12 protein-coding genes and 2 pseudogenes are annotated in these 13,389 nt (G+C 63.8%); 5 read left to right on the top strand and 9 right to left on the bottom strand.

Annotation, left to right across the window (positions count from 1 at the left end):
* Both BA190_RS14525 and phnN read left to right on the top strand, forming a co-directional pair.
* A complete protein-coding gene (locus tag BA190_RS14525) occupies positions 1–1,164 on the top strand; it encodes an alpha-D-ribose 1-methylphosphonate 5-triphosphate diphosphatase (protein ID WP_068288395.1) in 1,164 nt (387 codons plus the stop codon).
* A complete protein-coding gene (gene phnN, locus BA190_RS14520) occupies positions 1,161–1,766 on the top strand; it encodes a phosphonate metabolism protein/1,5-bisphosphokinase (PRPP-forming) PhnN (protein ID WP_068288390.1) in 606 nt (201 codons plus the stop codon). The genes BA190_RS14525 and phnN overlap by 4 nt, the downstream gene beginning before the upstream one ends.
* A gap of 22 nt (positions 1,767–1,788) precedes the next feature.
* Here phnN and BA190_RS14515 read toward each other — a convergent pair whose 3' ends face one another.
* From BA190_RS14515 to petA, 7 genes and pseudogenes are all read right to left on the bottom strand, one after another.
* Positions 1,789–2,829, bottom strand: coding sequence for a LacI family DNA-binding transcriptional regulator (locus BA190_RS14515; protein ID WP_068288388.1), 1,041 nt, complete (start codon positions 2,827–2,829; stop codon positions 1,789–1,791).
* A gap of 186 nt (positions 2,830–3,015) precedes the next feature.
* Positions 3,016–4,113 carry a redox-regulated ATPase YchF gene (gene ychF, locus BA190_RS14510; protein WP_068288385.1) on the bottom strand — a complete coding sequence of 366 codons (1,098 nt, stop codon included), beginning with the start codon at positions 4,111–4,113 and terminating at the stop codon, positions 3,016–3,018.
* Positions 4,114–4,306: 193 nt separating this feature from the next.
* Positions 4,307–4,909 (bottom strand): aminoacyl-tRNA hydrolase, encoded by a 603-nt coding sequence (gene pth, locus BA190_RS14505; RefSeq protein ID WP_068288382.1) that lies wholly within the window; start codon positions 4,907–4,909, stop codon positions 4,307–4,309.
* Between the two features lie 168 nt (positions 4,910–5,077).
* A complete protein-coding gene (locus BA190_RS14500) occupies positions 5,078–5,698 on the bottom strand; it encodes a 50S ribosomal protein L25/general stress protein Ctc (RefSeq protein WP_068288379.1) in 621 nt (206 codons plus the stop codon).
* A gap of 427 nt (positions 5,699–6,125) precedes the next feature.
* Complete coding sequence (locus tag BA190_RS14495; protein ID WP_068288376.1) at positions 6,126–6,689, bottom strand: adenine phosphoribosyltransferase; 564 nt, start codon at positions 6,687–6,689, stop codon at positions 6,126–6,128.
* Positions 6,690–6,878: 189 nt separating this feature from the next.
* Positions 6,879–9,029 (bottom strand): annotated as a pseudogene (locus BA190_RS37125) (cytochrome c1).
* A gap of 11 nt (positions 9,030–9,040) precedes the next feature.
* Complete coding sequence (gene petA, locus BA190_RS14480; protein ID WP_068288832.1) at positions 9,041–9,595, bottom strand: ubiquinol-cytochrome c reductase iron-sulfur subunit; 555 nt, start codon at positions 9,593–9,595, stop codon at positions 9,041–9,043.
* A 312-nt stretch (positions 9,596–9,907) separates the two neighbouring features.
* Here petA and BA190_RS14475 point away from each other — a divergent pair, with 312 nt between their 5' ends.
* The 3 genes from BA190_RS14475 to blaOXA all read left to right on the top strand — a co-directional run bounded on the left by BA190_RS14475 (position 9,908) and on the right by blaOXA (position 12,422).
* The gene (locus BA190_RS14475) at positions 9,908–10,387 is read left to right on the top strand and encodes a tRNA (cytidine(34)-2'-O)-methyltransferase (RefSeq protein WP_068288367.1); all 480 of its coding nucleotides are present in this window, start codon (positions 9,908–9,910) and stop codon (positions 10,385–10,387) included.
* Between the two features lie 75 nt (positions 10,388–10,462).
* The gene (hemF, locus tag BA190_RS14470) at positions 10,463–11,374 is read left to right on the top strand and encodes an oxygen-dependent coproporphyrinogen oxidase (RefSeq protein ID WP_068288364.1); all 912 of its coding nucleotides are present in this window, start codon (positions 10,463–10,465) and stop codon (positions 11,372–11,374) included.
* A 205-nt stretch (positions 11,375–11,579) separates the two neighbouring features.
* A complete protein-coding gene (blaOXA, locus tag BA190_RS14465; RefSeq protein ID WP_068288361.1) occupies positions 11,580–12,422 on the top strand; it encodes a class D beta-lactamase in 843 nt (280 codons plus the stop codon).
* 31 nt (positions 12,423–12,453) lie between these two features.
* Here blaOXA and BA190_RS14460 read toward each other — a convergent pair whose 3' ends face one another.
* Together BA190_RS14460 and BA190_RS36455 are read right to left on the bottom strand one after the other, a co-directional pair.
* Positions 12,454–12,696 (bottom strand): hypothetical protein, encoded by a 243-nt coding sequence (locus BA190_RS14460; protein WP_068288358.1) that lies wholly within the window; start codon positions 12,694–12,696, stop codon positions 12,454–12,456.
* Positions 12,697–13,028: 332 nt separating this feature from the next.
* Positions 13,029–13,389: pseudogene (locus BA190_RS36455) on the bottom strand (hypothetical protein); the annotation flags it as partial.

Raw genomic sequence — 13,389 nt, 5'->3', positions numbered from 1 at the left:
ATGCCTGATCTTGAGCAATTTGTTCTCTCAAATGCCCGCCTCGTCCTGGCCGACCGCGTGATCGCCAAGGGCTGGATTGCCGTCGACAAGGGCCGCATCGCCGAGATGGGCGAGGGCGAGGCGCCGGAAAAAGGTTTGGACATGGCAGGGGATCATATCCTGCCCGGCCTGGTGGAACTCCATACCGACCATCTGGAAGCCCACTACTCGCCGCGCCCTTCGGTGCGCTGGCATGCCCTCAGCGCCGTGATGGCCTATGACGCCCAGATCGCGGCTGCCGGCATCACCACCGTGTTCGATTCCATCCGTCTCGGATCCGAGACGGAAGAAGGCACCATCTCCAAGGAGGGCACGGCGCTGGCCGGAGCCCTGGAAGAAGCACGCCAGCACGGCCATCTGCGCGTGGAGCACCGCACCCATATTCGCTGCGAGCTTGCCACACCCGACGTCCTCACGGCTTTCCAGGCCTTCCGGGAACTCTACCCCGTTCATCTGGCGTCGCTGATGGATCATACCCCCGGCCAGCGCCAGTTCCGCGATCTCAACACCTGGATGAATTTCTATTTTCCACGCCGGGTGCGGGGCGAAACCGATGTCGAGACCTACATCAAGGACAAGCTCGACAGGCATGCCCGCTTCGCATTGCACAGCCGTACCAGCCTGGTGGCACTGGCGCGCGAACATGGCATCGTGCTCGCCAGCCATGACGATGCCACCGCCGGGCATGTGGAAGAAGCGGTGGCCGACGGTGTCGCCATCGCCGAATTCCCCACTACGCTCGAAGCGGCCCTCGCCTCCCACGCAGCCGGCATCAGCGTGATGATGGGTGCGCCCAACGTCGTGCGCGGCGGCTCCCATTCCGGCAATATCGCGGCGTCGGACCTCGCCGGAGAGGGCGTACTCGACATTCTCTCCTCTGATTACGTACCGGCCAGCCTCCTGCTTGCCGCCTTCCAGCTGCCCGAGCGTGTGCCCTCGATCGACCTGCCGGCGGCGGTGCGCATGGTCAGCGATACGCCGGCCCGTGCCACCGGCCTTCATGATCGTGGCCGACTGGAACAGGGACGCCGCGCGGATCTGGTGCGGGTGACTCAGGTTGCCTCGGGTGCCGGCACCACGCCGATCATCCGCCGTGTCTGGAGTGAGGGCAAGATCGCGGCATGAGCGACGAACCCGCCTTGATCCAGCCCAAACCGCGCCTCGGCAAGCTGATCGCCATCGTCGGACCGAGCGGCGCGGGCAAGGACACGCTGATCGATGCCGCCCGCCTGCGTTTCGCCGACCATCCCGGCCTGATCTTCCCGCGCCGCATCATCACGCGTGAAAGCAACAGCTCGGAAGATCACGATACGCTGTCCGAGGAGCGCTTTGCCGAGTTGGAAGCGCAAGGAGGCTTTTCGCTGTCCTGGCGCGCGCATGGCCTGAGCTATGCCCTGCCCCTCGAGGTGCGACTGGCGACCGAGGAAGGTCGCCATGCCGTCTGCAACCTCTCGCGCTCCAGCCTGCCGGAAGCACGCCAGCGCTTCGCCGGCCTCAGCGTCGTGCTGGTGACCGCGCCGGCCGAGATCATCGCCCAGCGCCTGGCGGCCCGCGGTCGCGAAAGCGAAGAGATGATCCGGGCGCGCCTGGCCCGCAAGATCGACCGCGAGGACAGTCTCGCCCCCGACCTCATCATCAGCAATGACGGCCCGGTGGAAGCGGCAACCGACAGGCTGATCGCCCATCTGCAGGCCGAACTCTCCGGACAGGCACAGGCGATGGAATAGGCCGGAACGGCGGATCGTAGGATCAGGCGCGCGGACCGGCGACCGATCCCCGCAAATCGAGCTCGCAGGCCACCTCGACCGTCCGGGGCGCCTCGCCGGGTTCGGCCAGGCGCTGCATGAGCTGGGCCCAGGCGACTTCGGCAATCGCCTGCACCGGCTGTATCACCGCGGCAATCGGCGGGTGCGTCACCTGCATCCATTCGATGTCGTCGAACCCGACGACCGACAGATCCCGAGGCATCACGAGGCCGCGTCTCTCCACCTCCCGCAACGCTGCAAGCGTGGCGGGACTGTACAGCGTGAAGATGGCCGTCGGCAGCCTTCCCTTGTCGAAGCGTGATGCCATCGCCGTCATGGCCGACGCGACATCGGGGCCGCATAGCAGGACTTCAACATCGTCGGCGATGCCGGCCTGTTGCGCTGCAGCCATCGCGCCATTGACGCGATCACGCATATTGGTGAGATCGAGCGAGGAAGGGCCGAGCAGGATACGCCGATGCCCCCGTGCCACCAGCTCGCGGATGACGGCAGCGCTGGCCTCGACATTGTTGACGCTGACGCGATCGAAGCCCGTCTCGTCGGGAACGCGGTCGAGCAGGATCGTGGCAACCTTCTGATCGAGCAAAGAAGCTTCGGCGGCCGGACGCCCATCCGTCGGCACGACGATCATGCCGGCGACCCGCCAGTCGAGCAGTGCCTCGGTCTGGGCAGCCTCCCGCTCGGTCTTCTCAGCGCTGGAAACGGTCACCAGCCGATAGCCGCTCCCCTCCGCCAGGCGCTCGAAATGGGCGACCATCGAACCGAAGAAGGGGTTGCGGAAGTCCGGAACGATGAGCCCGACGATCGAGCGGCGCGAGCGGCGCAGATTGGCTGCCAGCGGGTCGACCCGGAAACCAAGCTCCCGCACGGCGGCATGGATACGCGCCACGCTCTCGGCCTTCACGGCGCCGAGGCCGCGAAGCACTTTGGAAACGGTGGCGGGCGAAACATTGGCAAGCCGGGCAACGTCATGAATGGTCGCCCGCTCGCCCGGCGTCTTGCGTGGCGGCTCGTTGGATTGCATGGCCCCCGCCCCTGTCACGAACGAACACTCACGCCATCATAGCACAGATAAATCGATTTCCTTCCGCCAATCGGCAGCATTCCACCAGGAGCCGCCAATTGGCACATCACAATGTTAAATTACGCCGAACCGGCAGGCAAACAAAGACCTTTCAAGATCTTCAAATCGAGCGCTTTTTATTTGCACTCAAGTCGCAAAGCGGAAATGCAGGACATCGCCGTCAGCGACCACATAGTCCTTGCCTTCCAGACGGAACTTGCCGGCTTCCTTGGCACCCGCTTCGCCGCTGAGAGCGACATAGTCGGCATAAGCAATGGTTTCGGAGCGGATGAAGCCCTTCTCGAAATCGGAATGGATCACACCGGCGGCCTGCGGCGCGCGCATGCCCTTGGTGATGGTCCAGGCCCGGGCTTCCTTCGGCCCCACCGTGAAATAGGTGACGAGATCGAGCAGCTCATAGCCGGTGCGGATGACGCGGTTGAGGCCAGGCTCGTTCAGGCCGATGGCATCGAGATAGTCTTTCTGCTCCTCGGGCGGCAGGATGGCGATCTCACTCTCGATCTTGGCGGAGACCACCACCGCCTTGGCGCCTTCCTCGGCGGCGCGGGCCTTCACCCTGTCGGACAGGCCATTGCCTTTGTCGGCGGAGGCTTCCTCGACATTGCAGACATAGAGGACCGGCTTGGCGGTAAGGAGCTGCAGCATGTCGAAGGCCCGGTGCTCCTCCGGCTTGACCTCGACCAGACGGGCAGGCTTGCCCTCGCGCAGCAGCACCAGGGCCCGGTTGATCAAATCGAGGCTTTCCTTGGCTTCCTTGTCGCCACCCCGCGCCTTCTTCTCCAGCGCCACTACGCGGCGCTCCAGGCTGTCGAGATCGGCGATCATCAGCTCGGTCTCGATGGTCTCGATATCGGCCACCGGGTCGATCTTGCCCTCGACATGGGTAACGTCGCCATCCTCGAAGCAGCGCACCACATGGGCGATCGCGTCGCATTCACGAATGTTACCCAGGAACTGGTTGCCGAGGCCCTCGCCCTTGGAGGCCCCCCGCACCAGGCCGGCGATGTCGACGAAGGTCAGGCGGGTGGGAATGATGGTGCCGGACTTGGCAATGGCAGCGAGCTTCTCCAGGCGCTCGTCGGGCACCGCCACATCGCCGACATTGGGCTCGATGGTGCAGAAGGGATAGTTGGCCGCCTGCGCCGCCGCGGTCTGCGTCAGCGCATTGAACAGGGTCGACTTGCCGACATTGGGCAGGCCGACGATTCCGCATTTGAAACCCATGGTGATCGCTCGTTCATCTTGTAGCCGGCGCGCTCCTGCCGCCGACGAAATCCGTTAGGATGCTGGGTAGATAGGAAGCAGCGCAACGTCAATGCTTCCCTGGGAGCACGGACGTCCTCCTCCGCATCGTCCCATCCTGTGATCGTGACGCTTCCAAGAGCGGACGAGGACGTCCGCGCTTCCAGAAAACCCCTTACGCTCCCGCCAGCTTGGCAGCACCGTGCCCCCTCGCCTCCATGAACAAATGCACCTTGTTCTGGAAGCTCGCATCCTCTCCATCAGCCAGCAGTGGCGCTGCATCGGCACAGGCCGTGCACAGATCCTCGACCCAAGGCCATTCCGCCTTGGCAAAGTCGCTCAGCACGAAATGATGCACCAGCGCCTTGTCACCGGGATGACCGATGCCGAGCCGGGCGCGGCGATAGTCGTTGCCGCAATGGGCCGTGATCGACCGGAGGCCGTTATGCCCGGCATTGCCGCCGCCGACCTTCACGCGCAGCTTGGCGGGCGCCAGGTCGAGCTCGTCGTGGAAGACCGTGAGATCGGCCAGGCCGATCTTGTAAAAGCGCATGGCCTCGCCGACCGATTGCCCGCTTTCGTTCATATAGGTCTGAGGCTTGAGCAGCATGACCCGTTCGGCGCCGACGCTGCCCTCGCTGACCTGGCCCTGGAAACGCGAGCGCCAGGGTGCGAAGCGATGGCGCCGCGCGATCTCGTCGATGGCAAGGAAACCGATATTGTGCCGGTTGGCAGCATATTTGGCCCCTGGATTGCCGAGGCCGACGAACAGACGCATGATGGTCTCTGGAGCAAAGCGCGCTTAAGCGAAAACGCTGTTTTGCTCCAGCTCCTCGTTCGAACGCGTCTTTGCGATTCTTGGTGACTCCATCAAATCGCCAAACGCTATGAAAGCACGAATGGCCGGGACGAGCCCGGCCATCGCAGCAATGGATATGCAGCCGGATTACTTCTTGGCGGCGTCGGCGGGCTCGGCAGCCGCCTCGGCGGCGGGAGCAGCCTCTTCACCAACCGGCGGCACGATCGAGACCAGCGTCGCATCGTCCTGCCCGGCGTAGGAAACGCCTTCCGGCAGCTTGATCTGCGAGACGTGGACCGAATCGTTGATATCGAGAGCGGCGACGTCGACATCGATCGAATCGGGGATCTTGTCGGCGGGAGCCAGAACCGAGAGGGAGTGCGTCACGATGTTGACGGCACCGCCGCGCTTCACGCCCACGGAGGTCGCGGCGTTGACGGCATGCACGGGAATATCGACGCGCAGACGCGAGCCGGCATCGACACGCAGGAAGTCGACATGCTCGACGGTGTCCTTGACCGGGTCGAGAGCATAGTCGCGCGGAATGGCGCGGGTCTTGCTGCCATCAACCTCGATCTCGAATACGGTGGTGAGGAAGTGGCCGGCATAAACCAGCTTGTTGGCTTCCTTGGCGTCGAGAGCGATGGAAACGGGGGGCTTGCCGGCACCGTAGATCACGGCCGGCACCTTGCCTTCACGACGAACGGCACGCGCGGCCCCCTTGCCCACTTGCGTGCGAGCCGTGGCGGAAATCTGCTTCACGGACATTGTATGTTCCTAGGGTTGTTCAAAGAAAAAGGCCGCTGGCGCGGCCGGTTCGGTCGTTCCGCATTGCCTCCAGGGGTGTCTGGTCGCGGAACGGCGTTCTCATAGACGCATCCCGGGCGAAAAGCAAGCAGCACCGGGGTGTCTTCAGAGCCGTGCCTTCCAAAGTCTTTCGAACAAATAGGGAAAAGCTGAGATAGAGCGGCGCAACCCCTCATCCGCCTGCCGGCACCTTCTCCCACAAGGGGAGAAGGAGTTATTTGCATAGCGCGTTGCTCGCCGTTCGCCTTCTCCCCTTGCGGGTGTCGTCAACTCTCTTGAGTTGACTAGAGGTGCCCCGAAGGGGCGGATGAGGGGTTGGGCCACCCAATCCGGACTTCTCGTCTCAACACCTTGAAAGAGGCGGCTCCGAAGAGCTGCCCCCGAAACCTCAATGGCCTTCGAAGGACACCAACGTATGCACGGGCACGCCCAGCGCCCGGATCTTGTCGGCCCCTTTCAGCTCGGGCAGGTCGATGATGAAGACCGCAGCCAGCACGTCGGCGCCGATCTCGCGCAACAGCTTGACAGCTGCTTCCGCCGTACCGCCGGTGGCGATGAGGTCGTCGACCAGGATGACCCGCTCGCCCGGCTTCACCGCATCCTTGTGGACTTCCATTTCGTCGAGGCCATATTCCAGCGAATAGGCGATGCGCACGGTCTCGTGCGGCAGCTTGCCCTTCTTGCGCACAGGCACGAAACCGGAGGAGAGCTGGTGGGCGAGTGCGCCCCCCAGGATGAAGCCGCGCGCCTCGATCCCAGCCACCTTGTCGATCTTGGCACCCGCCCAGGGCTGCACCAATTCGTCGATCGCCCGTCGGAAGGCCCAGGCATCGCCCAACAAGGTGGTGATGTCGCGGAACGCCACTCCCGGCTTGGGATAGTCGGGAATGGTGCGGATCGCGTCCTTGAGGAAGCGGGCTGTGGAGCCCGAGAGTTCTATCTTGGCGGTCATGATCTGCCTTCCGGGGATTCGTTGCCGAAAAAGACCACGCTCGCACGCAAGAGTCGAGGCCGGACCAGCCAGCCGGCTTCCCACCGGTCGAGCCAATAAATCGATCGAGAGGAAACTGCAGGGCCTGAAACAGCAAAGCCGGGGATCGGCGATCCCCGGCTTTGCTCAATCAAGCGTTGGTCGAAGCCCTCAATGGGCGTCGGCCCAGATCTTCTTCTTGGTGTAATAGAGCAGCCCGGACAGCACGATCAGGAAGATGATCACCACGAAGCCGGTCTGCTTGCGCTTCTCCAGCGAGGGATCGGCCGCCCATGCCAGGAAGGCAGCGACGTCACGTGTGTACTGGTCAACCGTCTGCGGCGCACCGTCGGTATATTCCACCTGCCCATCGGCCAGCGGCTTGGCCATGCCGATCGAAGCGCCGAAGATCTTGTTGTAGTGGCCGTTCGGCGGAACGGTGACGCCCTCCGGCGGCTTCTCGTCATCCTTCAGATAGCCATCGGTGATCAGGGCATGGATATAGTCCGGCCCCTGCTCCTGGTACTGGGTGAAGATGTCGAAGACGAAGCCGGGGAAGCCCGACTTCACGCCGCGCGCCTTGGCGAGCAGGGACATGTCCGGCGGAATGGCACCATTGTTGGCGACGGCGGCAGCCTGATCGTTGGGATAGACCAGCGGGAAATAATCCGCGGGGCGACCCTTGCGCTCCAGCACCTCGCCCTTGTCGTTGGGCACGTCCATGACGGTGTATTCGGCCGCGAGGGCCTTGACCTGGCCTTCGGTGAAACCGGGGCCACCGGGATCGGCCAGGGTGCGGAAGGCAACGCGGTGCAGGCTGTGGCAGGCCGAGCAGACCTCGCGATAGACCTTGAAGCCGCGCTGCAGCTGGCCCTGGTCATAGCGCCCGAACGGACCTGCAAAGCTCCATTGCTGGCGGGTCGGCTGCTCGCCCCCCTCCGCCCAGGCGGGCTGGGAGAGGCCGGCAGCGCCGAACAGGGTGGCAAGGGCGACAGCCAGGCCGGCCACGCGTGACGGTTTGAACATCTCAATCATCTCGTTCGCCCCTCAGCCCTTGCTTTGCGATTCGGCGGTGTTTGCAGCCGGCAGGGGGATGCCGCTCGACTTCGCCAGAATGGCATCGGCGATGGAAGCGGGTACCGGCTTGGTCTGCTCAAACAACCCCAGCAGCGGCAGGGCGATGAGGAAGTAGGCGAAGTACAGCGCGGTCAGGATCTGGCCGATCAGCACCTTCGAGCCTTCCGGTGGCTGAGAGCCGATCCAGCCGAGGCCGATGCAGATCGCCACGAAGATGAAGAACACCCAGCGGAACACCGGACGATAGACCGCCGAACGCACCTTCGAGGTGTCGAGCCAGGGCAGCAGTGCCAGCATGACGATGGCAGCGAACATCATGATGACGCCCAGCAGCTTGTCCGGGATCGAGCGCAGGATCGCGTAGAAAGGCAGGAAGTACCATTCGGGCACGATATGCGCAGGCGTCTTGCCGGGATCGAAGGTGATGTAGTTCTCCGGATCACCCAGATAATCCGGCATGTAGAACACGAAATACATAAAGAAGACGAGGAAGCAGGCGATGCCGAAGGCGTCCTTCAGCGTCGCATACGGCGTGAAGGGCACCGAATCCTTGTCCGACTTGATATCGACGCCGGCCGGATTGTTCTGGCCGACCACGTGCAGCGCCCAGATATGCAGCACCACGACGCCGGCGATCATGAACGGCAGGAGGTAGTGCAGCGAGAAGAAGCGGTTCAGGGTCGGGTTGCCAACCGCATAGCCGCCCCACAGCCACGTCACGATCGACTTGCCGAACACGGGAATGGCGGAGAACAGGTTGGTGATGACGGTAGCGCCCCAGCCCGACATCTGGCCCCAGGGCAGCACATAGCCCATGAAGCCGGTTGCCATCATCAGCAGGAAGATGACGACGCCAAGCAGCCACAGCACCTCGCGGGGGCCCTTATAAGAGCCGTAATACATGCCGCGGGCGATGTGGAGATAAACGGCGATGAAGAACATCGAGGCGCCGTTGGCGTGTAGCTTCTGGATCAGCCAGCCCCAGTTCACGTCGCGGCGGATCAGATCCACCGAGGTGAAAGCCAGGCTCGAATCGGAGACGTAATGCATCGCCAGCACCACGCCCGTGAGGATCTGCGCCCCCAGCATGAAGGAGAGGATGGCGCCGAAGGTCCACATATAGTTGAGGTTGCGCGGCGTGGGATAGGCGATGAACGAGGAGTGGACGAGCCCACCGATCGGCAGGCGGCTCTCGAACCACCGTCCAAGGCTGGATTTCGGGGTCCAGGTCGAGGTTCCGCTCATGAAATGTGACCTTAAGCTTGTGCGTTCGATTCGGCGCCGATCATGATCTTGGTCGGGCTCTCGAAATTATAGGGCGGAACTTCCAGGTTGAGCGGAGCCGGACCCTGACGGATGCGTCCCGAGGTATCGTAGACCGAACCATGGCAGGGGCAGAACCAGCCATGATAGGCGCCTTCGTTGACCAGCGGGATGCAACCCAGATGCGTGCAGATACCGACCACGACCAACCATTGCGCCTGGTCTTTCTTGACCCGGTCAGCATCGGCCTGGGGGTCCTTCAGGTCGGTCAGCTTGACGTCCTCGGCCGCTGCGATTTCGGCTTTGGTGCGGTGACGAATGAAGATCGGCTTGCCGCGCCAGAAGATCTTCACCGACTGTCCCTCGGGAATCGGCGTCAGGTCGACCTCGACCGGCACGCCCGCCGCGATGGTCGCCTTGTCCGGATTCATCTGGCTGATGAAAGGCCAAGCTGCGCCAGCGACACCCACAGCACCGACCGCGCCGGTGGCAATGTAAATGAAATCGCGACGAGTGGGCTCTGCGGCGTGTTCGTTCGTGACTGCCACGGATCGATCCTTCTCATACGTCGCATCCCGGCCGCCGCCGGGATGATGGAGGAACCGGACGCGACCGTCCCGTACCATCCATACTCTGCCAAATCTCGGCCACCCCAGCCGCGCCGAACCGGATCGCGGCGAAACTGGGGCAAACCTTATCAAGGGGCTCATGCCACTCTGTTGCGAAGTTGTCTAGATCGTGCAGCCCGCAAATGGCGCTATGTCGCATGACATCAACGCCATAAATGCAAATTCTCTATCCCCGATGCCGGAAGTGTCCCCTATGAAGAACATCTCCGCTCCTGCCCCGCCGATGCCCCAATGCCGCTCACTCTCGCCCTGTTTCAGCCCGACATCCCCCAGAACGCCGGCACGATGCTGCGCCTGTGCGCCTGCCTTGGCGTGAGGGCGGCCATCGTCGAGCCCGCGGCCTTTCCCGTTTCGGACCGGGCGTTCCGCCGCGCCGGCATGGATTATCTCGACCGCCTCGCCATCGACCGCCATATTTCCTTCCCGGCCTTCGAGGCGTGGCGAGCCGCGAGCAGGCAGCGACTGGTGCTGCTGACCACCAAGGGCGCGGTGCCCCATACCGGCCACGTCTTCCGGCCGGACGACATCCTCATGGTCGGCAGAGAATCAGCCGGCGTGCCCGATGCGGTCCATGCCGCGGCCGACGCACGGGTATTCGTACCGATGCGGCCGGGACTGCGCTCGCTCAACGTAGCCGTGGCCGCGGCCATGGTGCTGGGCGAGGCCCTGCGCCAGACCGACGGCTTTCCCTCCCAGGCAGAGTCCCCCTGACCTGGCACGGCCGCCTTTCGGCCGTCATTGATCCTGCGCAATTGCCTGCTAGCGGAAACGGACTATAGAGGCAGCATGACAAAGCCCGGTTCCGCCCCTCTTTCTTCCGAGATCGCCCCCCGCCAGGCCGAGGCCCGTGCCTGGTTCGAGGCTTTGCGCGATCAGATCTGCGTCGCCTTCGAAACCCTCGAGGACACGCTGCCCCAGGCCCGAGCCCCTGCCGGTACGGCCGCAGGCCGCTTCAAGCGCACACCCTGGCAGCGCACCGACCACACCGGTCGCCCGGGCGGCGGCGGCGTGATGGCGATGATGCACGGCAGGGTTTTCGAAAAGGTGGGCGTGCATTGTTCGACCGTCCACGGGGAATTCTCACCCGAATTTCGTACCGACATCCCCGGCGCCGCCGAGGATCCGCGCTTCTGGGCCTCGGGCATCTCCCTGATCGCCCATCCCTGGAACCCCCATGTGCCCACCGTGCACATGAACACCCGATTCGTGGTGACAACCAAGGCCTGGTTCGGCGGCGGTGCGGACCTTACGCCGATGCTCGACGGGCGCCGTACGCAGGAAGACCCGGACAGCCTCGATTTTCACGCCGCCATGCGTCGGGCCTGCGAGGCTCACGCGGTGGCCGACTATGCCCGCTACAAGAAATGGTGCGACGACTATTTCTTCCTCAAGCATCGCAACGAGTCGCGCGGTATCGGCGGCATTTTCTATGACGGGCTCGCCAGCGGCGACTGGCAGGCCGATTTCGCTTTCACCCAGACGGTCGGCACGGCCTTCGCCGCCATCTATCCCGAGATCGTGACGCGCAATTTCGAAAAACCTTGGACGGACGCCGAGCGCGACGAACAGTTGGTGCGCCGCGGACGTTATGTCGAATTCAACCTGCTCTATGACCGTGGCACGCTGTTCGGCCTCAGGACAGGGGGCAATGTGTCCTCGATCCTGTCGTCGATGCCGCCCACGGTGAAATGGCCCTGACCCGCCAGCGCCCGCCCTCTCCCTGCCGTCAGGCCGCAGCCGGATAGGTCCGCAGCCCGCTTTCGGACCAACGCATTTTGCGATTTGACGGAATCACGTCAAATCACACTTTGTCCCCAGGGGCGGCGCGGCCTGTTGCTGCCATCGACAAGATCGGGCCACAATGTCTCTGACAGATGCGCGTCGACTCCGGAGACCCTGCTGCATGCACCGTCCGACGACCGCCCTGGTGGCCCTTGCCGCCGCCGTCTTCTCGACGATACCGGCCGGAGGAGGCAGTGCCCTGGCCCAGCCATCGGAAGCCGCCGTCGCCAGCGCCTGCACGCTGCTGGCCGACGTGGCAACCGGTAAGCTGCTCAAGCGGGAAGGAAGCTGCGACAGACCGATCACGCCCGCCTCGACCTTCAAGATCGCCATCAGCCTGATGGGCTATGATTCGGGCCTGCTGAAGAACGAGCATGTGCCCGCCCTGCCCTTTCGCGAAGGCTATGCCGACTGGGTGCCGGAATGGCGCACCAGCACAGATCCGGCAAGCTGGATGAAGAATTCGGTGGTCTGGTACTCGCAGCAGATCACCCGGAGTCTCGGCAAGCTGCGCTTCAAACGCTACGTCGCCGAATTCGACTACGGCAATCAGGACGTCTCGGGCGATCCGGGCAAGCAGAACGGGCTCACCCAGGCCTGGCTGAGCTCGTCCCTCAAGATCACGCCGCTCCAGCAGCTCGACTTCCTCGAGCGGATGGTGCGACACCAATTGCCGGTCTCGAGCCGCGCCTACGACATGACAGCCCGCATCCTCGTGCTGGCACCCCTGTCCAATGGCTGGGAAATTCACGGCAAGACCGGCTCCGGTGCGCCCCGGCGCTCCGACGGCAGGCTCGATTTCGATCATGCCTATGGCTGGTTCGTCGGCTGGGCCAACAGGGACGGCCGCAACGTGGCCTTCGTTCATCAGGTGCAGATGGCCGGCAAGGGCAATCTCCGGGCCGGGCTGCAGGCGCGCGATGCCTTCCTGGCGGAGCTGCCCGACCTGCTGGACGGGCTGTAATCCGGTCCGGTCCGCGCGAGAACCGCCCTTCTCAATCGGCCGTCGGCAAATGGCGCATGGTGACGAAGATCTGCCCATCCGGCAGTTCTTCCCAGTATTCGATCTCGGTCATATAGGCCGCCTTGGGGTAGCGGGTAAACAGATCGCGCGCCTTGGCACGTGCTTCCTCGCGCGGCAAAGTAAAACTCTCGCGCCGAAATCCAAGCGACGTCTGGGATCGTCGGTCTGCATGGCGTTTGGCCAACGTTCCTGGCCGGATCTCGTCGCTACGCATTCTCGCATCCTTGGCCTATTCCGTTGAGGCAAGCCCGATCGGAAACCTACAGCTCCAATTTAGGGCCTCACGGCTCAAGAGTCGAATCGCAAGGGTAATACTCGGGCTCCCCCTCATCCCCCTGCCGGGACCTTCTCCCGCAACGGGAGAAGGGACTCGACCGGGAAAGACTTGTGCGGCCCGGTCGCTGTCCAACAGGTGCTACGCTATAAAGTTAACCTCCTTCTCCCCCTTGCGGGTGCCGCCAACTCCTTTGGAGTTGGCTAGAGGTCCCGGCAGGGGGATGAGGGGTCAGGGGACCATTCGCGAAAATCACATTCCGCTTCAGGAAGTTACCGGCCCTCGCGGGCCCAGAGCAGGGTGACGCCGCCCAGCAGCAAGGCAAGGCCCAGCAGGCCCGCGAAGAGCGGGATGGTGTCGATGCCCTGTACCACCGACGCTTCGCTACGCTTGAGGCCGATCCAGCCGCTGCCGCCATAAGCGGAACCGGCGCCGACCGCGCGAACCGCCGGTATCGACAGGCCGGACGCGGTGGCGAGGCGCTCCACGCTGCCGCCGGTCTCGCCAGCGATGCCCTTCAGCCGATCGGGCGTGGAGAGCAGGTCCTGGAATTCGCGTGGATTGGCGGGGCCGACATTGGTGATCGCCTGCAAGGCCCCGTCCTCTGCCCGCCACAGTCCCATCACATCGGTG

The organism is Labrys sp. WJW, assembly GCF_001676615.1.
Classification (GTDB): Bacteria; Pseudomonadota; Alphaproteobacteria; order Rhizobiales; family Labraceae; genus Labrys; species Labrys sedimenti.
This window is presented reverse-complemented; position numbering and strand designations above follow the sequence as displayed.